17 protein-coding genes are annotated in these 17,839 nt (G+C 72.0%); 4 read left to right on the top strand and 13 right to left on the bottom strand.

What is annotated here, in order from left to right:
* Window positions 1-68: 68 nt before the first annotated feature.
* On the top strand, window positions 69-863 hold the full coding sequence (locus tag OG417_RS28265; RefSeq protein WP_329234629.1) for a TetR/AcrR family transcriptional regulator: 795 nt from the start codon (window positions 69-71) through the stop codon (window positions 861-863).
* A gap of 27 nt (window positions 864-890) precedes the next feature.
* Here the strand turns inward: OG417_RS28265 and OG417_RS28260 are convergent, their stop codons facing one another.
* On the bottom strand, window positions 891-1,310 hold the full coding sequence (locus tag OG417_RS28260; RefSeq protein ID WP_329234626.1) for an ester cyclase: 420 nt from the start codon (window positions 1,308-1,310) through the stop codon (window positions 891-893).
* A 72-nt stretch (window positions 1,311-1,382) separates the two neighbouring features.
* Between OG417_RS28260 and OG417_RS28255 the strand changes: the two genes are divergently transcribed.
* Window positions 1,383-2,087 (top strand): TetR/AcrR family transcriptional regulator C-terminal domain-containing protein, encoded by a 705-nt coding sequence (locus OG417_RS28255; protein ID WP_329234623.1) that lies wholly within the window; start codon window positions 1,383-1,385, stop codon window positions 2,085-2,087.
* Here the strand turns inward: OG417_RS28255 and OG417_RS28250 are convergent.
* From OG417_RS28250 to mshC, 7 genes are all read right to left on the bottom strand, one after another.
* Window positions 2,046-4,637, bottom strand: coding sequence for a hypothetical protein (locus OG417_RS28250; RefSeq protein WP_329234620.1), 2,592 nt, complete (start codon window positions 4,635-4,637; stop codon window positions 2,046-2,048). The genes OG417_RS28255 and OG417_RS28250 overlap by 42 nt on opposite strands.
* A gap of 62 nt (window positions 4,638-4,699) precedes the next feature.
* Complete coding sequence (locus tag OG417_RS28245) at window positions 4,700-6,334, bottom strand: glycoside hydrolase family 13 protein (RefSeq protein WP_329234617.1); 1,635 nt, start codon at window positions 6,332-6,334, stop codon at window positions 4,700-4,702.
* A 26-nt stretch (window positions 6,335-6,360) separates the two neighbouring features.
* Window positions 6,361-7,233 (bottom strand): carbohydrate ABC transporter permease, encoded by an 873-nt coding sequence (locus OG417_RS28240; protein ID WP_329234612.1) that lies wholly within the window; start codon window positions 7,231-7,233, stop codon window positions 6,361-6,363.
* A gap of 76 nt (window positions 7,234-7,309) precedes the next feature.
* Window positions 7,310-8,320, bottom strand: coding sequence for a carbohydrate ABC transporter permease (locus OG417_RS28235; RefSeq protein ID WP_329234609.1), 1,011 nt, complete (start codon window positions 8,318-8,320; stop codon window positions 7,310-7,312).
* 57 nt (window positions 8,321-8,377) lie between these two features.
* On the bottom strand, window positions 8,378-9,652 hold the full coding sequence (locus tag OG417_RS28230; protein ID WP_329234607.1) for an ABC transporter substrate-binding protein: 1,275 nt from the start codon (window positions 9,650-9,652) through the stop codon (window positions 8,378-8,380).
* Between the two features lie 27 nt (window positions 9,653-9,679).
* Window positions 9,680-10,711 carry a LacI family DNA-binding transcriptional regulator gene (locus tag OG417_RS28225; protein WP_329234604.1) on the bottom strand — a complete coding sequence of 344 codons (1,032 nt, stop codon included), beginning with the start codon at window positions 10,709-10,711 and terminating at the stop codon, window positions 9,680-9,682.
* A 241-nt stretch (window positions 10,712-10,952) separates the two neighbouring features.
* Window positions 10,953-12,206, bottom strand: a complete 1,254-nt coding sequence (gene mshC / locus OG417_RS28220; protein ID WP_329234600.1) for a cysteine--1-D-myo-inosityl 2-amino-2-deoxy-alpha-D-glucopyranoside ligase — start codon at window positions 12,204-12,206, stop codon at window positions 10,953-10,955.
* Window positions 12,207-12,338: 132 nt separating this feature from the next.
* On the opposite strand from mshC, the gene OG417_RS28215 reads away from it, so the two are divergent.
* Window positions 12,339-13,301 (top strand): alpha/beta hydrolase, encoded by a 963-nt coding sequence (locus OG417_RS28215; RefSeq protein ID WP_329234597.1) that lies wholly within the window; start codon window positions 12,339-12,341, stop codon window positions 13,299-13,301.
* 25 nt (window positions 13,302-13,326) lie between these two features.
* Here the strand turns inward: OG417_RS28215 and OG417_RS28210 are convergent, their stop codons facing one another.
* From OG417_RS28210 to OG417_RS28195, 4 genes are read right to left on the bottom strand one after another with little or no spacing between them, the layout of a single operon-like run.
* Window positions 13,327-14,055 carry an NRDE family protein gene (locus tag OG417_RS28210; protein ID WP_329234594.1) on the bottom strand — a complete coding sequence of 243 codons (729 nt, stop codon included), beginning with the start codon at window positions 14,053-14,055 and terminating at the stop codon, window positions 13,327-13,329.
* Entirely contained in the window at window positions 14,056-14,820 is a 765-nt protein-coding gene (locus OG417_RS28205; RefSeq protein ID WP_329234591.1) for an SCO1664 family protein, read from the bottom strand.
* Between the two features lie 27 nt (window positions 14,821-14,847).
* Window positions 14,848-15,396 (bottom strand): DUF3090 domain-containing protein, encoded by a 549-nt coding sequence (locus OG417_RS28200; RefSeq protein WP_329234588.1) that lies wholly within the window; start codon window positions 15,394-15,396, stop codon window positions 14,848-14,850.
* 10 nt (window positions 15,397-15,406) lie between these two features.
* The gene (locus tag OG417_RS28195; protein WP_329234585.1) at window positions 15,407-16,069 is read right to left on the bottom strand and encodes a histidine phosphatase family protein; all 663 of its coding nucleotides are present in this window, start codon (window positions 16,067-16,069) and stop codon (window positions 15,407-15,409) included.
* 100 nt (window positions 16,070-16,169) lie between these two features.
* Between OG417_RS28195 and corA the strand changes: the two genes are divergently transcribed.
* A complete protein-coding gene (gene corA / locus OG417_RS28190; RefSeq protein ID WP_329234582.1) occupies window positions 16,170-17,141 on the top strand; it encodes a magnesium/cobalt transporter CorA in 972 nt (323 codons plus the stop codon).
* 28 nt (window positions 17,142-17,169) lie between these two features.
* Here corA and OG417_RS28185 read toward each other — a convergent pair whose 3' ends face one another.
* The gene (locus OG417_RS28185; RefSeq protein ID WP_329234579.1) at window positions 17,170-17,826 is read right to left on the bottom strand and encodes an MOSC domain-containing protein; all 657 of its coding nucleotides are present in this window, start codon (window positions 17,824-17,826) and stop codon (window positions 17,170-17,172) included.
* Window positions 17,827-17,839 lie beyond the last annotated feature (13 nt).

The raw sequence follows: 17,839 nt of genomic DNA, 5'->3' as shown, positions 1-17,839 counted from the left end.
GAGGTGACACGCCGTCTGCACGCGATCGCGGTTCGCGCGGCGCGGGAGGCGACGGCAGGATGTGGTCCATGGCGAACGCGAAGGACCGCGGCGGCGCGGGCGACCCGGCGCGCACTCTCGAGCTGCTGTGGCGCGACGCGGGCCGGGAGACGGCCGGGCGCGGGCCGAAGCCGCGGCTCAGCATCGACGCCGTCGTCCGGGCCGCGATCGACATCGCCGACGCCGAGGGCCTGGACGCCGTGACGATGCGCCGGGTCGCCCAGGGGCTCGGCGTCGTGCCGATGACGCTCTACACCTACATCCCGGGCAAGGCCGAGCTGCTCGACCTCATGGTCGACGCCGCCTACCGGCGGATGCCCCGCACCGAGCACCCGGCCGGCACCCCGTGGCGGGCGCGCGTCGAGGCCGTCGCCCACGAGAACCGCGCGCTCTTCCGCCGGCATCCCTGGATGACCGCCCTGTCCGTCACCCGCCCGCCGCTGGGGCCCGGGACGATGGCCAAGTACGAGCACGAGCTCGGCGCGTTCGACGGGCTCGGCCTCGACGACGTGGAGATGGACGCCGCGCTCACCCACCTCCTCGCGTTCGTCCAGTCGACGGCCCGCACCGCCCTCGACAAGGAGGCGGCCGCCCGCGACAGCGCCATGTCGGACGCGGAGTGGTGGGCGGCCAACGCCCCCCTCCTCGCCCGCGTCTTCGACCCGGAGCGTTACCCGCTCGCCACACGCGTCGGCAGCGCGGCGGGCGAGGCGCACCAGGCGGCGTACGATCCCGACCACGCGTACGCGTTCGGCCTGCGGTGCGTGCTCGACGGCTTCGCGGCACTCGTCGCCGAACGCACGCACGACCGCACGGGCCCCTGACGGACCGCCGGGAGAGGCGCCGGTCCGCTAGTCGATGGCCGGCCAGTCCCAGCCGAGCTGGAGGAACAGGCCCAGACGGTCGCTGACGCCACGGATCTCGGTGATCTTTCCGTCGCCGAGGGTGAACAGGAAGATGGCCTCGTTCTCGAAGCTGCGCCCGGTCGGCTCCGGCATGCGGACGTGGGTGCCGGTGTGCGTGCCGGACATGGTGAGGCGGGCGACCACGCGGTCCCCCTCGGCGACCAGCTCCTCCACGCGCAGCCGCAGCGGGTCGAACGCCGCGAGCTGCATCCGGATGCCCTCGAAGGCCGCACCGGGCTCGTCGGGCTCGCCATGGATCATCTTGTTGTGGTCGATGACGCCGGACGCCATGAAGGCCGGGAGGTCATCGGCCCGGCGCTCGCTGATGGCCGCGAAGAAGTCCCGTACGACGGTCTTGTTGTCCACGCCAATTCCTCTCTTACATCGTAAGACGAAGCTATGATGCTCTTACGGTGTAAGAGAGTCAAGGAGCGGACGATGGCGACCAGGCACGAGCGGGCCGGGCTGTCCCGGGAGAAGGTGCTGGACGCCGCGCTGGAGCTGGTGGACCAGGTCGGTGTGGACGGGCTGTCCATGCGGAAGCTGGGCGCCGCGCTCGGCGTCGAGGCGATGACCCTCTACCACTACGTGCCGAACAAGGACGCCCTCCTGTCCGGCCTGGTCGAGCGCACCGCCACCCGTGCGTTCACCGTCGACGCGGCGGCCGGCTGGCAGGCGATGCTGCGCGGATTCGCCGCCGGGTTCCGCCGCGAGCTGCTCGCGCACCCCGGCGTGGTACCGCTGGTCGCGACCCGGCCGGTGACCACGCCCTCCGCGCTGCGGGAGCTGGAGACGGCGGTGGCGATCCTGCGCGCCGCCGGCTTCGGCACGCGCGAGGCCTTCCACGTGGTGAACACGGTCGCGACGTTCACCACCGGCCACTGCCTGGCCGAGGTGGACCCGCCGGGCGCCGCGCCGCCCGCGCTCGCCGGGCCGGACCCGGCCGCCCTCCCCCACCTCGCCGAGGCCGTCCGCGACGGCCTGGGCACCCCGGCCGACCACGAGGCGCGGTTCGCCTTCGCGCTGGACGCCCTGATCGACGGGTTCGCGCGGGTGCTCGCCCGGCGCTCCCCGGATGAGGGAGGCCGGGCGAGCACCCCGTCAGCGCAGGGTGACCACCAGGGTGGACCGGCCTCCGCGTGAGCCCGCGTCGGCCACGACCTCACCGCCGCGCGCCGTCCGCCGCACCTCATACGGCACCGACCGGCCGTTCAGCGTCACCGAGGCGACCGCGGCTCCGGAGGGCAGCACCTGGCCGATGAGCAGGCGTGTCCCCGGCGCCCGTACGGTCACGACCGTGCGCAACGACGCCGCGGACGCCGACGCGAAGACGTCGGCCGAGCCCGCGCCGAGACGGATGTTCCGCCCGGCCACGCTCGGCCGGCCCGGCGGGACCTGGGGGACGACCTCCAGCCGGCCTCGGCCCAGGTCCGGGGCGACGCCGAGCTGCTGGCTCACGACCGGCCACAGGTTGCCGTACGCGCCCCACGCCTGCAGGACCATGGAACGTCCCGTCTCCGGCCGGTCGATGTTCGGCGGGTCGAAGTCCGGGCTCGGCACGATCTCCGGCATCGCGCCGGGCATCTCGTACAGCGACGGGTCGAGCTGCTGCCGCGCGTTGTCGTCGGTGTAACGCTGCTGCTGCGCGAGCCGCCCGTAGTTGCCCTCGGCGACCGCCATGATGCCGGTGTTGATGGTGAAGGCCTCACGGTCGCTCTGCACGCTCGACACCGCGCTGTCGCACGCCGGGCCCTTGTTGCCGCCCTCGGCGGAGGTCGGACCCGTTCCGGTGTGGTAGAGCCCGTTGTCGCCGGTGTAGCAGGGGCGTTCTCGCTGGTCGAGCACCTCGCGGGCGTGGGCGTCGGTGGCCGGCGGGCGCGTGGCCTGCCCGGGCCGTACGAGGAGAGCGTCCAGCGGGGTCAGGCCGATCCAGTGCCGCTGGAAGATCTTCGTGTTGTCGTTCGCCGGGTTCGCCGGGTCGTCGAGGGAGTCGGCGAACTGGTGCGTGTCGCCGCCGTACCACCACGCCTGGTCGAACCGCTTCACCAGGTCGTCCCCGTGCGCGGTGGCCCAGGTCGCGGTCGCGGTGTCGCCCTTCGCCCGCGCCATGTCGGCCAGGTCGTACAGGCCGCGCACGGTGTAGACCGCGTTGTCGAGCTTCTCCACGCCCATGCCGGGCCGCTCGACGTTGCCGAGGCCCTCGGGCCAGCCGTCCTTGTCGGCGTCGAGCCTGTCCACGATGTAGTGCATGTTCCGCTTGGAGAAGTCATAGACGTCGTCCAGGAACCGGCGGTCGCCGGTCCAGCGCCACACGAGCGCGGCCGCGCTGGGGTACTTCGCGGTCTCGTCGGTGTTGCCGGCCGAGTCATTGGAGCCGAAGTACACCGACCCGTCGGAGACCACCTCGTGCACGACCTTGCCGCTCTTGTCGTTGACGATGTCGCTGACGTCGCGGAGCGTCCGCAGGTGGTTCTCGACGGCGTCGAAGTCACCCGCGGCGACGGCCGCGAACGAGGTGAACTCCCCGTCCGTGCCGAAGATCCACGGGTAGTCCGGCCAGCCCGCGCCGATCCAGCGCGCCTTGGCGAGCGTGCCCTTCGGCGCCGGGTACTCCTTGCCCTCCTTGGTCACCCGCAGGTGCAGGTCGTCGGCCTGCTGTACGGAGTCGGCCAGGTTCTGCTTGCTCCACTCGACGCTCTGTTGCAGCAGCCGGTCGCCGGGCAGGTCGACCACGGTGTTCGCGGCGACCGCCCGGCGTGCGGCGACCTTGCGGGCGAGCAGCCCGGCCGGGTCGCGCAGCGCCGTGCCGAGCGCCGCGCGCGCCTCTCCGGTGCCGTGGTCGGACCCGGCGATGGCCAGCCACACCGTCGTCGAACGCCCCTTCGGCAGCTTCACGTCGTAGGACAACCGCCCGCCGGTGCCCTTGCCGAAGTCGGTGTCGTCGCATCTGTCCGGCGTGGTGCCGGTCGAGGGGCAGATCACCGGCGGATCCTGCGGCCCGCGGTGCCCGGCACCGAGCTGATGGGCGACCGGCGTGCGGTCCGCGGCGACCATGGCCGCGAAGTCGTGCGGCGCGGCGTTCGCGACCTTCGGCGTGCCCTGCTCGCGGAACACCAGCGCGCCACCCTCGTACGCGCCGGTGTCGGGCAGGTTGGCCGCCTTCTGGTCCGGCGTGGTGGAGCCCCACGGGTAGGCCGTCATCAGCTCCGAGTGCGCGTCCACGTCCAGGCGCACGGTACGGGCCGTCGGCGCGGTGAGCCGCAGGCCGATGAGCCCGGCGCGCACGCCGCCGGGCGCGACGTCGGTCCGCTCGACCCGTACGTCGCCGGTCTCGTAGGCGATCCGGGTGTAGCCCTGGCCGGCGGTGAAGCGCTCCGCCTTGGCCTGGGCGCCGCCCAGCCACCGTCCGCCCAGGCCGAACCACACGCCGTCGAGGAGCTTCAGCGGCGGTGTCCAGAACCCGCCCATCTCCCCCATCGTGTGCCAGCCGGTCGCCGGGTAGAGGCCGTCTTCGGTGGAGACCGAGTAGAAGCGGTCACCGATGACGACCGCGCGCCGGTCGGGCAACCGGGTCGTCGTGGACAGTTCGGCGGACTTCGGCGGGCCGGCCGCCCGTGCCCGCGCCGGCGCCGCGTGCGCGGCGCCGGCCACCAGGACGAACGTGGCCGTGAACGCGACGGCACGTCTTCGCATGGGAATGCCTCCGAAAAGAGATCTCCCCCGAGGTACAGGACGGTCGGCCGCCGTGCCGTCTCTCAGTCGTCGACGGCGAGCCAGACGGCGGTGTCGTGGGGCAGCGCACCTCCCTCGATCGGACCGCTGGCGAGCAGGACGCCGTGATGGGCGGGCAGCGGGTACGGCTCGCCGGACAGGTTGACCGCGCAGGCGAAGCCCGGCGTGCGGGAGAACAGCAGGACGCCGTCCGGGGTCTCGTGCCAGCGCAGCGTGCCCTCGCCGAGCGCCGGGTGCTCCCGCCGCAACCGCAGCGCGGCGCGGTAGAGCGCGAGCATCGAGTCCGGGTCGGCGGACTCCGCCTCGACGGTGAGGCCCGGCCAGGACGCCGGCTGCGGGAGCCAGGTCGTCACGCCGTCCGGGCTGAAGCCGTAGGGCGGCGTGTCACCGGACCACGGGAGCGGCACACGGCAGCCGTCCCGTCCGCGCGCGGTGTGCCCGGAACGTTTCCACACGGGGTCCTGCAGGGACTCCTCCGGGATGTCCTCGACCTCGGCGAGCCCGAGTTCCTCTCCCTGGTAGACGTAGGCGCCGCCGGGCAGCGCGAGCATGAGCAGCGCCGCCGCGCGGGCGCGGCGCACGCCGAGGGCCAGGTCGAGCGGCTCGGACGCGTCGGCGCGCGGGCCGCGCCCCTCGGTGTGCGGCCGTCCGTACCGCGTGACGTGCCGGACGACGTCGTGGTTGGACAGCACCCAGGTGGCGGGCGCGCCGACGGCGCCGAGGGCGTCCAGGCTGCTGTCGATCACCGCACGGAGCCGCGCGGCGTCCCACGGCGCGCGCAGGTAGTCGAAGTTGAACGCGGTCTGCAGCTCGCCGGGGCGCACGTAGCGGGCGAGCCGCGCCGGGCCGCTCACCCACGCCTCGGCGACGAAGGCCCGCTCGCCGTCGTAGCGGTCGGCCACCTTTCGCCAGTCGCGGAAGATCTCGTGCACGCCGTCGCGGTCCCAGTGCGGATGGTCCTCGCGCTTGGTCGGCTCCAGCACGTCGACGGACTCGCCGGCGTCGGGCAGGCCCTCCTGCTTGATCAGGCCGTGGGCGACGTCGATGCGGAACCCGTCGACGCCGCGGTCGAACCAGAACGCGAGGATCTTCTCGAAGTCGCGGCGGACCTCGGTGTTCTCCCAGTTGAGGTCCGGCTGCGCCTCGGCGAACAGGTGGAGGTACCACTCGCCGTCGGGCACGCGGGTCCAGGCGCTGCCACCGAACGCGGCGCGCCAGTCGTTCGGCGGCAGTTCGCCGTTCTCCCCCTTGCCGGGGCGGAAGACGTAGCGGTCGCGTTCGGGGCTGCCCGGCCCGGCCGCCAGCGCGGCCTCGAACCAGGCGTGCCGGTCGGAGCTGTGGTTGGGGACGATGTCGAGGATCACGCGCAGCCCGTGGTCGTGCGCCTCGGCGATGAAGGCCTCGGCGTCGGCGATCGTGCCGAACGCCGGGTCGATCCCGGTGTAGTCGGCGACGTCGTACCCCGCGTCGACCATGGGCGAGGGGTACCACGGCGTGATCCACACGGCGTCGACGCCGAGGTCGCGCAGGTACGGCAGCCGGGACCGGATGCCGGCGATGTCACCGACGCCGTCGCCGTTCCCGTCGGCGAAGCTGCGGATGTAGATCTGGTAGATGACAGCGCTGCGCCACCAGGGCGCGGAGTCCGTCGTTCGCACGTCGTCCTTTCAGGGGTGGGGGATGTTCACTTCACACCGCCCGCGGTGAGACCGGCGATGATGCGCCGCTGGAAGATCAGCACGACGATGACGAGCGGGACCGTGACGATCACGCCGGCCGCCATCTGCGTGCCGAACGGCTGGTCGAAACCGTACGCCCCGGTGAACTTGGAGATCGACACGGTGGCGGTCTGCATCTCCTTCTTGTTCACCATGCTCAGCGCGATGATGTACTCGTTCCAGGCACCGATGAACGTGATGATCGCGGTGGTGAACACGCCCGGCGCGGCCAGCGGCACAATGATCTTGCGGAACGCCGCGCCTCGCGTGCAGCCGTCGACCATCGCGGCCTGCTCCAGCTCGAACGGCATCTGGCGGAAGAACGCCGTGAGGTTCCACACCGACAGGGGCAGCGCGAACGACAGCGACGGCACGATCATCGCCTGGTAGGTGTTGATCCACCCGATGTCGCTGAACAGCTTCAGCAGCGGGATGATCAGCGAGATGCTCGGGAACATCGACGTGGCGATGATCATGGCGAGCACCGCGTTCTTGAACCGGAAGGTCAGCCGGGCCAGCGCGTAGGCGGTGACCGTGCCGACGAGGAGGGTGACCACCGTGGTGACGCCCGCGACGACGAGGCTGTTCAGCAGCGACCGGCCGAAGCCGACGCCCGGTTTGAACACCGCGGTGAAGTTCGTCACCGACCACGGGCTGGGCAGGGGCGCGTTGTCGAACTGGTCCTCCGGCCGGCGGAACGCCGACACCGTCATCCAGTAGAACGGCGCCAGGCAGTAGACCACGACGGCGGCGATGCCGGCATAGGTGAGGATCCGGCCGGCGCGCGCCCGGCCGGTCCCCCGGCGGTCCCGCGGCTCGGCCGAGACGGCGGCGGTCACCGGACCTCCTCCGCCCCACCCCGCGAGAACGGCGCGATGACCGGGCTGCCGTGCTTGATCGCCTCGCTCCGCTCGGTCATGTGGTCACCTTCCGCGCCGAGGTCAGCGGCTTCTTCTTCCCGCTCGTGGGCTCGGCGGTCCGCGCCTGCCGCATGTCGCCGATGATGTCGGCGCCGAGCAGCTTGACGAAGGCGTACGCGACGACCGCGACGTAGACGAACAGGACCGTGGCGTACGCGGCCGCGGGGCCGTACCGCAGGTTGGTCGCCTCGTCGTAGGCGATCATGGTCAGCGTCTCGACGGAGTCCTTGTGCAGGCCGATCAGCACGGCCGGCAGGTCGAACAACCGCAGCACGTCCAGCAGCCGGAACAGCACGGCGACGAGCAGCACGGGCTTGACCATCGGCAGCGTGATCCGCCAGAACCCGGCCCAGGCGCCGGCGCCGTCCACGCGCGCCGCCTCGTGCACCTCGCGCGGGATCACCTGGAGCCCGGCGAGCACCAGCAGGCCGACGAACGGCGCCGTCTTCCACGTGTCGGCGATGATGACGGCGATCTTGGCGTGGAACCCCTCGGTGGTCCACAGCACCTGCTTGCCGATGACCGCGTTGGCGACGCCGTCCGCCTGGAACACCCAGCGCCACAGCAGCGCCGACACCACGGTCGGGATCGCCCACGGCACGAGGATGCTGGCGCGGACGAATCCGCGCCCGCGGAAGGCGCGGTGCATGACGAGCGCCATCGCCACGCCCAGCACGGTCTCCAGCGCGACGGTCACGACGGTGAAGAAGGTGGTGTTCCCCAGCGCGTTCCAGAACGCGCCGGAGTTCGGGCCGGTGAAGATGTCCGTGTAGTTGCGCAGGCCGACGAACTTGTCGCCCTGGACGACGAAGCCCTGCGCGTCCAGGCCCTGGCCGCGTTGGTACAGCGACTCGCGGAACGCCGCGATGACCGGATAGCCGACGACGAGCGCGAGGACGATGAACGTCGGCGACAGCAGCGTGGCGGCCAGGCGCCCGGACCCCTGCACGTCGCCCCGCCGTCTCCTGCGGGCCGCGGCCGGCCCGGCGGTGGTTGTGGTCGTCATGAATCCTCCTCCGGAAGCCCGTGGCGGGACGCTCTCGCGTCCCGCCACGGTGCGCCGCTACTGCTGGGTCAGCGGCCCGAGCTTGGACTGCAGTTCGGCGAGCGCCTGGTCGGTGGTGCTCTTTCCGGTCAGCGCCGCGTAGACCGACTCCTGGATGGCGGTCGTCACGTCGTTGTAGCGCACCGCCTGCGGCCGGGGCTTGGCGTTGAGGAGGGAGGCCTTGAGCGTCGGCAGGTAGGGGAACTTCTTCTTCAGCGCGGGCTCGTCGTACAGCGCGGCGAGCGTCGGGGCCTCGGAGCTGGCGAGCAGGTTGGCCCGCTCGGTGTCCGGGCTGGTGAGGTACTTGATGAAGTCCAGCGCGGTGGCCTTGTTCTTGGCGAAGGAGGAGATCGCCAGGTTGTGCCCGCCCAGGGTCGGCGAACCGGGACCGCTCAGGCCCGGCAGCGGGGCCACGTCGAACTTGCCCTTGACCTTCGCCGCCTTGTTCGACAGCGCCCACTGGTACGGCCACTGGCGCAGGAAGACGAGCTTGCCGGCCTCGAAGGCGCGGCGGGCGTCCTCCTCCTCGTAGGTGATGGCCTCCTTGGGGATCATCCCGCTCTTGAAGCCCTGGACGAGGAAGTCCAGGCCCTGCTTGGCCTGCGGCGTGTTGACGTTCGGCTTGCCCGAATCATCCACGACCTCGCCGCCGGCGCTGTCCACTGCCTCGGAGAAGTTGCAGGTCAGGCCCTCGTACTTGTCGAACTGCCCGGAGTAACAGCCGACGCCCTTGATCTTGCCGCAGTCGGTCTGCATCTCGGCCCAGGTCTTCGGCGGTGCGCTGATCCCCGCCTTCTGCAGCAGATCCTTGCGGTAGTAGAGCAGGCCCGCGTCGGTCTTCCACGGCGCGGCGTACAGGGCGCCGCGGTACTCACCGGTCCGCACCGCCGCGGGCAGGAACTTCGACAGGTCGAACTGGTCCTTCGGCAGTGCCGTGACCCACCGGTTGGCCGCGAACTCCGCCGTGTTCACCACGTCGAGATTGAGCACCGTGTACGCGTCGGACTTGGTCTGGGCGTTCTGCACCATCTGCTGGCGCTGCTGGTCGGCGCTCTCCGGCAGCTCGATGAGCCGGACCGTCTCCTGGGGGTGCGCCTTGTTCCACACGTCGATCAGGTGCTGGACGTTGCCCGAGGTGTCCTTGCCCTGGGCCAGCGTGATGGGACCGCGCCCGGTGAGCGCCTGGCTCGTGGGCGCGCTCTTCGTCTTCGAGCCGCTGCCGCAGGCCGCCGCGAGCGTCACCGTCGCGACGACGGCCACCACCCCGCGCGCGATGGTCGAGATCGATGCCACTTTCACTCCTCGTTCTGGGAATCACACTCAGTGCACGGGCTCGGGCCCCCGCCACTCCCGTATGACGAGATCTGGACGCAGCATCACCCCCTCCCGTGGGGTCTCGGCCCCACCCAGCCGGTCGATGAGGAGTCCGACGACACGCCGCGCGACCTCGTCGAGCGGCTGGCGGACACTCGACATCGGCGGCGACATCAACATCACGGCCGGGGAGTCGTCGAAGCCGACGACCTCCAGGTTCGGCCACCCGTCCGGGCCGGTACCGCCGGCGAGTCTCGCGCCGACCGCGAAGGTGTCGCTGCCGCAGGCGAAGGCGGTGGGCGGGTCGGGCCGGCCCAGCAGTCGCCGTGCCGCCGCGGTCGCCGCCGCGACGTCCTCGGCACTGGTCGCCACGAGGTCGCCGGCGTCCAGGCCGTGGCGCCGCACCGCCTCCTGCCAGCCCGCGCGCCGGTCGTCGCCGAAACCGTTGCCCGGCGGCCAGCCGAGGTAGGCGACGCGACGGTGACCCCGGGCGACCAGGTGGTCCACCGCACACGCGACGCCGTACGCGCCGTCCACGTCGGCCCACCAGAACCGCCCGCGCCCCTGCCCGCGCGGACGGCCGAAGCAGACGAAGGGGATGCCGCGCCGGGAGAACCAGGGCAGCCGGGGGTCGCCCACCTCGACGTCGACCAGGACCAGCGCGTCGACCGTGCCGGTGCGGATCAGGTCCTCGGACGTGGCGAGCTCGTCACCGGCCGCGCCGAAGAGCAGCACGTGGTACCCGGCGGCGCCCGCGGCCTCGGTGAGCGCGTGCAGGAACCGGTCGAACAGGTCGCTGACGCCGGCCGGGGAGACCATCTTCAGCCCGATGCACCGGCTCGCGCGCTGCCGGAGGTTCTGGGCGGCCCGGTTGGGCCGGTAGCCGAGCTCGTCGATGGCCCGCCGCACCCGTGCCGCCGTCTCGGGCGCGACCCGCTCGGGCGCTTTGAGCACGTTGGAGACGGTCTGGCGCGAGACCCCGGCCGCCGCGGCGACCTCGGAGATCGTCACACCGATCGCGTCTCCGCCACGGCCCATGGGGAGTCTCCCTTGGCGCAGGTGCCCGGCGATCACCGGTTTGATCGTTCAAATTGGCACCGGGCACACCCGCATGTCAAGGACAGATCACCATTTGTTTCGCGTCTGTTGTCCAGGCCGGACAAATAACGCGTATCCGGCATACGGCCCGCGCGGACCGGCAGGGCCGGCCCGGAGTCCCCGCCGGTCGCGAGCTCCGCGCGGCCGGACGGCGGGGCCTCGAGGCAGGCCCTGACAGGCCCTACAGGGCGATGCCCAGCAGCGCGTCGACGGCGAGGCGGAACAGGTCCGGCGCCGTGCCCTCGTCCTCACGGTCCTCGGCGACGACGCTCAGGGCGTGGTCCACCCAGCGGTCCACCGCGCCGAGGGCCGAGGGGGCGTCGAGGTCGTCGGCCAGGTGACGGCGGACGTCCGCGACGAGGGACGCCGCGGACGGGCCACCGGCCAGCCGCGCCGCCTCCCGCCAGCGGGCGAGCCGGGCCTCGGCGGCGGGCAGGTCGTCGGCGGTCCACTCCCAGTCGGAGCGATAGTGGTGCGCCAGCAGCGCCAGCCGGATCGCCATCGGGTCGGCGCCGTCGCGGCGCAGGCCCGAGACGAACACCAGGTTCCCCCGCGACTTGGACATCTTCTCGCCGTCGAGGGCCACCATGCCCGCGTGGACGTACGCCTTGGCGTGCGGGCGCTCGCCGGTGGCGATCTCGGCGTGCGAGGCGCCCATCTCGTGGTGCGGGAAGACGAGGTCGGAGCCGCCGCCCTCGACGTCGAAGGACATGCCGAGGTTGTGCACCGAGATGGCGGCGCACTCCACGTGCCAGCCCGGACGGCCCGGGCCGAACGGTGAGTCCCAGGACGGCTCGCCCGGCCGCGCGGCCTGCCACAGCAGCGCGTCGAGGGCGTCCTTCTTGCCCCTGCGGTCGGGGTCGCCGCCGCGTTCGGCGAACAGCGGCACCATGTCCGCCGTGGTCAGGCCGCTCACCGAGCCGAACTCCGGATCGGCCGAGACGGGAAAGTACAGGTCGCCGTCCAGGTCGTACGCGGCGCCGCGCGAGCGCAGCCGTTCGATGAACTCGATGATCAGCGGGATCGACTCCACGGCGCCGGCGTACTCGCGCGGCGGCAGGACGCGCAGCGCGGTCATGTCGTCGCGGTAGAGGTCGATCTCCCGCGCGGCCAGGGCCCGCCAGTCGTCGCCGGTGTCGTTGGCGCGTTCCAGCAGAGGATCATCGACGTCGGTGGTGTTCTGCACGTAGTGCACCTCGTGGCCCGCATCGCGCCAGACCCGGTTGACCAGGTCGAATGCGAGATAGGTGGCGGCATGTCCGAGATGGGTGGCGTCATAGGGGGTGATGCCGCAGACGTACATCCGGGCGACCGGGCCCGGATTGACCGGGCGCAGAGCACCCGCGGCCGAGTCGTGCAGTTTCAGGAGAGGCTCCGCGAGCGGCAGGCCGTGTCCGGCCAGGCTGGGGACCTCGGGGGCAGGCCACGATCGCATACCCCGCAGCCTATCCGCGACGGATGGTGGCAGCGGACGGGGATCCGGGCGGGTAAAGATTTGTCCTGGTGGGCGGCGGCGGCCGACCGGCCCGGCGCGGGTGTGCGAGCCTGGTGGCGCTCACCCCCCGTCATGACTGATCGCCGGGACTCCGCCTGCATCGTGTCCAGACACCGCAAACCCCAGCATCGTGGCCGGCGCCTCGCCGGCCTTTCGCTGTGGGCGGCGACGCTGGTCGTCGCGCTCGGCACGGCGTACGCCTCGGTCAACGTCGGCGCGCACCACGGATCTTCGGCCGACACCCGAGGGGCGCGGGAGACCGACACACCGTCGCCGGCCCGCCCCGGGCTCAGCCGGATCGACATCACCGACCCGGCCGACCACAAGGTCTACGGCGTGTACGTCTGGCGCCCGGACGTGCCGGAGACGCGGACGCTCCCGGTGCTGTACTTCCTGCACGGCGTGCCGAGCGACCCGGAGTCGATCGTGCGGCACGAGGGGCTGGCCGACCAAGTCCGCTCCTACGTCGCGCACGGCGGCACGCCGTTCGTTCTCGCGGTCCCCGACGGCAACGGCAGCCACCACGACGACACCGAGTGGGCGGACGCCGCCGACGGGTCGGACCGGATCGAGGACCGTCTCCTCGACGAGGTCGTTCCGGCGGTCGAGGGCAGGCACCGGCGCGACGCGGCGCACCGGGCGATCGCCGGCTTCTCGATGGGCGGCTACGGCTCGATGAACCTCGCCCTGCGCCATCCCGACGTCTTCGGCTCGGTCGCCTCGATCTCCGGCTACTTCCACGTCGACGACCCCTCGCACATGTTCGGCGACCGGGCCGACCTGATCGCGGCGAACCGGCCGGACGAGCACGTCGCCGCCGCCCGCCGGGTCCGCGTCTTCCTCTCCGCCGCCGAGGACGAGACGAACCCGGTGGTCGACGGCGAGCCGCAGCGCTTCAAGAAGCTGCTGGACGACGCCGGCGTGCCCGCGACCTTCGTCGTACGGCCGGGCGGGCACGACTGGGACTACGTGCGGAGCGTGCTGCCGGACGCCTTCGCGTTCCTCGCCCGCGGCTGGGCGGACGCCGGCTCGTGAGCGGCGAAGGGCGTACCGCGCGCGGTCAGGACAGCGGGACGGGCCGCCAGGCCGCGGGATCGGCCGGTGCCGCGGTGAAGTCGTAGCCGGTCATCGCGTCCACGCCGAGCGTGGTCAGCGAGATCGAGGTCGTGCCCCAGACCCGGCCGTCGCCGAACACCCGGCGGACGATGAGCGCCCGGGGGTCGGCGGGGTCGAGTCCGTCGCCGTCGAGCAGCCGGCGCCAGCTCGCGCGGTCGCGGGGGGCCGCCTCGAACAGCGGGCGGAAGTGGGCCACCCGGGCGGACAGGCCGTCGTCGTCGCATCGCGTGCCCGGCTCGGCCAGGCCGCTGTTGACGACGATGTGCACCCCGGGGTCGAGCGCGCGAGTGGTCAGCCGCTCGCCGTTCCAGCTCCAGAGGCGTACGCCCGCCGGCTCGGCGCCGATGAGATGGAACGGGTCGTACCGGCTCAGGTCGCCGTCCGGCTCACCGCCCCCGGCGATCAGCAGGGGCAGCTCTCCACGGGAACGGCGGCGCTCCTCGGGCACCAGGGGCCCCCGGCCGTTGAGCACGCACGCCACGCGCGGCGCCACCGGATCGGCGGCCAGCCAGGTGCCGCCGGCGAGCTCGTCGCGGCCGCCGATCAGGCCCGGACGGCCGGGCCAGTGCCGGGCGGGCGGGGTCCACGCCCGGTCGAGCATCTCGTCACGTACGCCGGCGAGGAACACCGGGACTCGTGCGCGCGGGTCGTACCCGACGATCGCCGTGCACATCTAGACGGGCGGCCAGGGGATGGCGGGCCAGTCCTCTGGAGGGTAGGGGTGGATGCGGTGTTTGAGCATGAGGTCGACGCGGCCGACGGTGGCCTCGACCTCCTCCTCGCTCAGGAGCGCGCGCAGCCGCGTGGTGAGGCCGTCGCGGGCGAAGGCGTGGCGCAGCCGCTGCAACGCCTCGACCGCCTCTCCGGTGAGGTCCTTGCCGCGCCACTGCCACAGGACGGTGCGCAGCTTGTACTCGTCGGAGAAGCAGACGCCGTGGTCGCAGCCGTACACGTGGCCGGACGCGGTCGGCAGCAGATGCCCGACCTTGCGGTCGGCGTTGTTGACGACGGCGTCGAAGACCGCCATGCGGCGTACGGCCGGGTCGTCGCCGCGCGAGAGGGCCAGCACGTCGACGTCGGGGTCGTGGTCGATCCACAGCTGGACCATGCCAGGGCCGAACGGGCCGTCGCGGTGGACGGTCGGGGGCACGATGCGCCAGCCCATCTGCTCGGAGATGACGTAGGCCGCGACCTCACGGCCGGCGAGGGTGCCGTCCGGGAAGTCCCACAGCGGGCGTTCGCCGGAGACGGGCTTGTAGACGCAGTTCGCCCGCAGGTCCTCGAACTCGATGGCGCAGTACAGGGTCGCGTTGGTCGCCGCGACGAGCCGTCCCTCGACGGTGATCTCGCCGTGTTGCAGCAGGCGGATGGCGGTCTCGACGTCGGCCGGACCGACCGAGCCGTCACCGCCGACGCCGTACCGGGAGGGCTGACTCATGGCTCTAGTGTCCGTGCGATCGACATTTCAGCCAAGATGGCCGTTCTGTCGTGGACAAACGTGGCCCTGAGCGTCCAGTGGCAGCCCGCACAGCGGGCAGGGCGGCCGCCCGGCGGCGACGATCTTCAGGGCGCGCTGGGCGAAGGCACGGGCCTGGCCGGCGGTGATGCGGACCCGGAGCACGACGGCGGCGGGATCCTCGCTGCCGATCTCGGACTCGTCCTCCTCGCCCTCGGTGACCTCCTGCGCCTCGATGACCACGCGCTCATCTTCAGGATCCCACGCCAGCGCCATCGTGCCGACGCGGAACTCCTCCTCGATCGGCTGTTCGAGCGGCTCGTCGTCCTGCAGCTCCACCGGCGCGACCGCGGGGACCGCGGCCGTGCCGCCCTGGCGCAGCACCTCGTCCAGCAGCTCCTCCAGGCGCTCTGCCAGCAGCGTCACCTGGAACTTCTCCAGGCCGACGCTCGTGACGCGGCGCCCCGCCCGAGCCTGCAGGAAGAACGTGCGGTCGCCAGGCTGGCCAACGGTGCCCGCCACAAACCTTTCGGGCATGTCGTATGCGATGACCGGCATGAGGACGACCCTACGCTCCGCCACCGACGGGCGCGTCACTGTCCTCGCCGGACTTCGCAAGAAGATCGTCGACTTTCCCGCCGTTGTCGTTCAGACGGAGGACGAACGGGCGAGTCTCCGTGTAACGGATCACGGTCAGCGACGCGGGATCGGCCTGGATACGCTGGAACTGGTCCAGGTGCAGGCCCAGGGCGTCGGCCACGATGGACTTGATGATGTCGCCGTGGCTGCAGACCAGGAACATCGCGTCCGGCTTGAGCGTGTCGTTCCACTCGCGCACGGCGGTCACGGCGCGGTGCTGGGCGTCGGCCAGCGCCTCACCGCCGGGGAACCGCGCGGCGCTGGGATGGGCCTGGACGACCTTCCACAGGTCCTCCTTGGCCAGTTCTTCGAGGCGCCGCCCGGTCCAGTCGCCGTACCTGACCTCGCCGAACCGGTCGTCGGTGCGCATCTGGAGGCCGTCGCGTCCGTCGAGGAGGGCTCGCGCGGTCTCCTGGCAGCGCTCGAGGGGGCTGGCGACGACCAGGTCGAGAGGCAGGGGGGCGAGACGCGCCGCGAGCTCGGCGGCCTGCTCACGGCCGCGCTCGTTGAGGTGCACCTCGGGCGTCCAGCCGGCGAGCACCGGCCCCGTCAGCTCGGTCAGCCCGTGACGCACCAAGAGGAGAGTTGCCACGTCGTGAACTGTAGCCGCACCCGGCGCAGCGATTGACACCCAAGGTCACGGGTAGGTCATGTGGCGCCCCCGTCCGTGCCACCTCCGGGACAATGTCGTCATGATCATGGATTGCGCCATCTATCGGAAGGGCGTCCGCGACGATGTCGACGGCGATCTCAGCGACGCGCTCGACGCCGCGCGGGAGCTCGGCGACAGCTTCATGTGGATCGGCCTGCACGAGCCGAGCACCGAGGAGTTCGACCAGGTCGCCGGCGAACTGCAGCTGCACCCTCTCGCGATCGAGGACGCGGTCCACGCGCACCAGCGGCCCAAGCTCGAGCGCTACGGCGACGTGCTGTTCGTGGTCATCAAGTCGCTGCGCTACATCGACGAGACCTCCGACATCGAGGTCGGCGAGATCATGCTGTTCCTCGGCAAGGACTTCGTGATCACCGTCCGGCACGGCGAGGGCGCGCCGCTGAAGGCCGTGCGCCGGCGGCTGGAGGGCGACCCGGACCTGCTCCGGCACGGGCCCAGCGCGGTGCTCTACACGGTTCTCGACGAGGTCGTGGACCAGTACGGCTCGATCGCCCACGAGGTCGAGACCGACATCATCGACCTCGAACGCCGCGTCTTCGCCCCGCAGCGCACCACGGTCACCGAGGACATCTACGAGCTCAAGCGCGAGGTGCTGGAGTTCCGCGGCGCCGAGGACCCGCTGATCCCCGTGCTCCAGGAGATCGTGAAGGGCCGCGTGAGCGTCGCCGAGGGCACGCTGGAGTACTTCCGCGACGTGCTCGACCACCTGCTGCGCGTCGACGAGCAGGTCGACTCGCACAACGAGCTGCTGACGAACGTGCTGAACGCGCACCTCGCCCAGGTCGGCATGCAGCAGAACGAGGACATGCGCAAGATCTCCGCCTGGGCGGCGATCCTCGCCGTGCCGACGATGGTCACCGGCGTGTACGGCATGAACTTCGACCACATGCCCGAGCTGCACCAGTGGTGGGGCTACCCGGCGGCGATGCTGGTCATCGTCGCCATCTGCGTCGGCCTGTACCGCTGGTTCCGCAAGAGCGGCTGGCTGTAGAGGGCGGTTCCAGGGCGTGTCGGCACACCTAGCTCGGCTGGGTGCGGCGGCGGAGGAGGGCGCGCGTCTCGGCGTGGAGGGCGTCGCCGGCGGGGGCCAGGCGTGGGAGCAGTTCGGGTTCGCGCGTCAGCGCCCGCAGGGCGAGCGCGACGGACACGTCGTGGTCCGGGCGGTGCACGATCGCGATCGGGTCGCCGGCGCGGACGTCGCCGGGTTCGATCACCCGCAGGTACGGGCCGGGCACCGCGGCGGCGATGAACCGTTCGATCCAGCCGGGCTCGCCCAGCCATCCCTCGAAGGTCACGCACGGGGTCCGCGGAGCGGAGACCTCCAGGACGACGTCGGGCCCGATCCGCCAGCGTTCGCCGATCAGGGCGCCGTTGACGTCCAGTCCCTCGGTGGTGAGGTTCTCCCCGAAGACGCCGTTCGGCAGCGGCCGGTCCAGCTCGGCCGCCCACCGGTCGAGGTCCTCGCGGGCGTAGGCGTAGACGGCCTGGTCGGTGCCGCCGTGGTGCTTGACGTCGTGGGCACGGTCACCGGCGAGGCCGACCTCGCCGGTGCCCTTGGGCCCGGCCGCCGTGACGGCGACCGGCCCCTCGACGGGACGCTTGTCGATGCCGGTGGCGGGCAGGCGCTTCCAGGGGTTGGGGTGCGGCGTGCCGACGTTGACCGAGAGGACCCTCATGACATGACCGTAC

It is taken from the genome of Actinoallomurus sp. NBC_01490, assembly GCF_036227085.1.
Classification (GTDB): Bacteria; Actinomycetota; Actinomycetes; order Streptosporangiales; family Streptosporangiaceae; genus Actinoallomurus; species Actinoallomurus oryzae.
This window is presented reverse-complemented; position numbering and strand designations above follow the sequence as displayed.

Excerpts from the sequence above, each read along its gene's own strand:
- OG417_RS28265 (WP_329234629.1), top strand. The coding sequence starts at position 69 with ATGGCGAACGCGAAGGACCGCGGCGGCGCGGGCGACCCGGCGCGCACT.
- OG417_RS28255 (WP_329234623.1), top strand. The coding sequence starts at position 1,383 with ATGGCGACCAGGCACGAGCGGGCCGGGCTGTCCCGGGAGAAGGTGCTG.
- OG417_RS28250 (WP_329234620.1), bottom strand. The coding sequence starts at position 4,637 with ATGCGAAGACGTGCCGTCGCGTTCACGGCCACGTTCGTCCTGGTGGCC.
- OG417_RS28235 (WP_329234609.1), bottom strand. The coding sequence starts at position 8,320 with ATGACGACCACAACCACCGCCGGGCCGGCCGCGGCCCGCAGGAGACGG.
- OG417_RS28225 (WP_329234604.1), bottom strand. The coding sequence starts at position 10,711 with ATGGGCCGTGGCGGAGACGCGATCGGTGTGACGATCTCCGAGGTCGCC.
- mshC (WP_329234600.1), bottom strand. The coding sequence starts at position 12,206 with ATGCGATCGTGGCCTGCCCCCGAGGTCCCCAGCCTGGCCGGACACGGC.
- OG417_RS28215 (WP_329234597.1), top strand. The coding sequence starts at position 12,339 with ATGACTGATCGCCGGGACTCCGCCTGCATCGTGTCCAGACACCGCAAA.
- OG417_RS28210 (WP_329234594.1), bottom strand. The coding sequence starts at position 14,055 with ATGTGCACGGCGATCGTCGGGTACGACCCGCGCGCACGAGTCCCGGTG.
- OG417_RS28205 (WP_329234591.1), bottom strand. The coding sequence starts at position 14,820 with ATGAGTCAGCCCTCCCGGTACGGCGTCGGCGGTGACGGCTCGGTCGGT.
- OG417_RS28200 (WP_329234588.1), bottom strand. The coding sequence starts at position 15,396 with ATGCCGGTCATCGCATACGACATGCCCGAAAGGTTTGTGGCGGGCACC.
- corA (WP_329234582.1), top strand. The coding sequence starts at position 16,170 with ATGATCATGGATTGCGCCATCTATCGGAAGGGCGTCCGCGACGATGTC.
- OG417_RS28185 (WP_329234579.1), bottom strand. The coding sequence starts at position 17,826 with ATGAGGGTCCTCTCGGTCAACGTCGGCACGCCGCACCCCAACCCCTGG.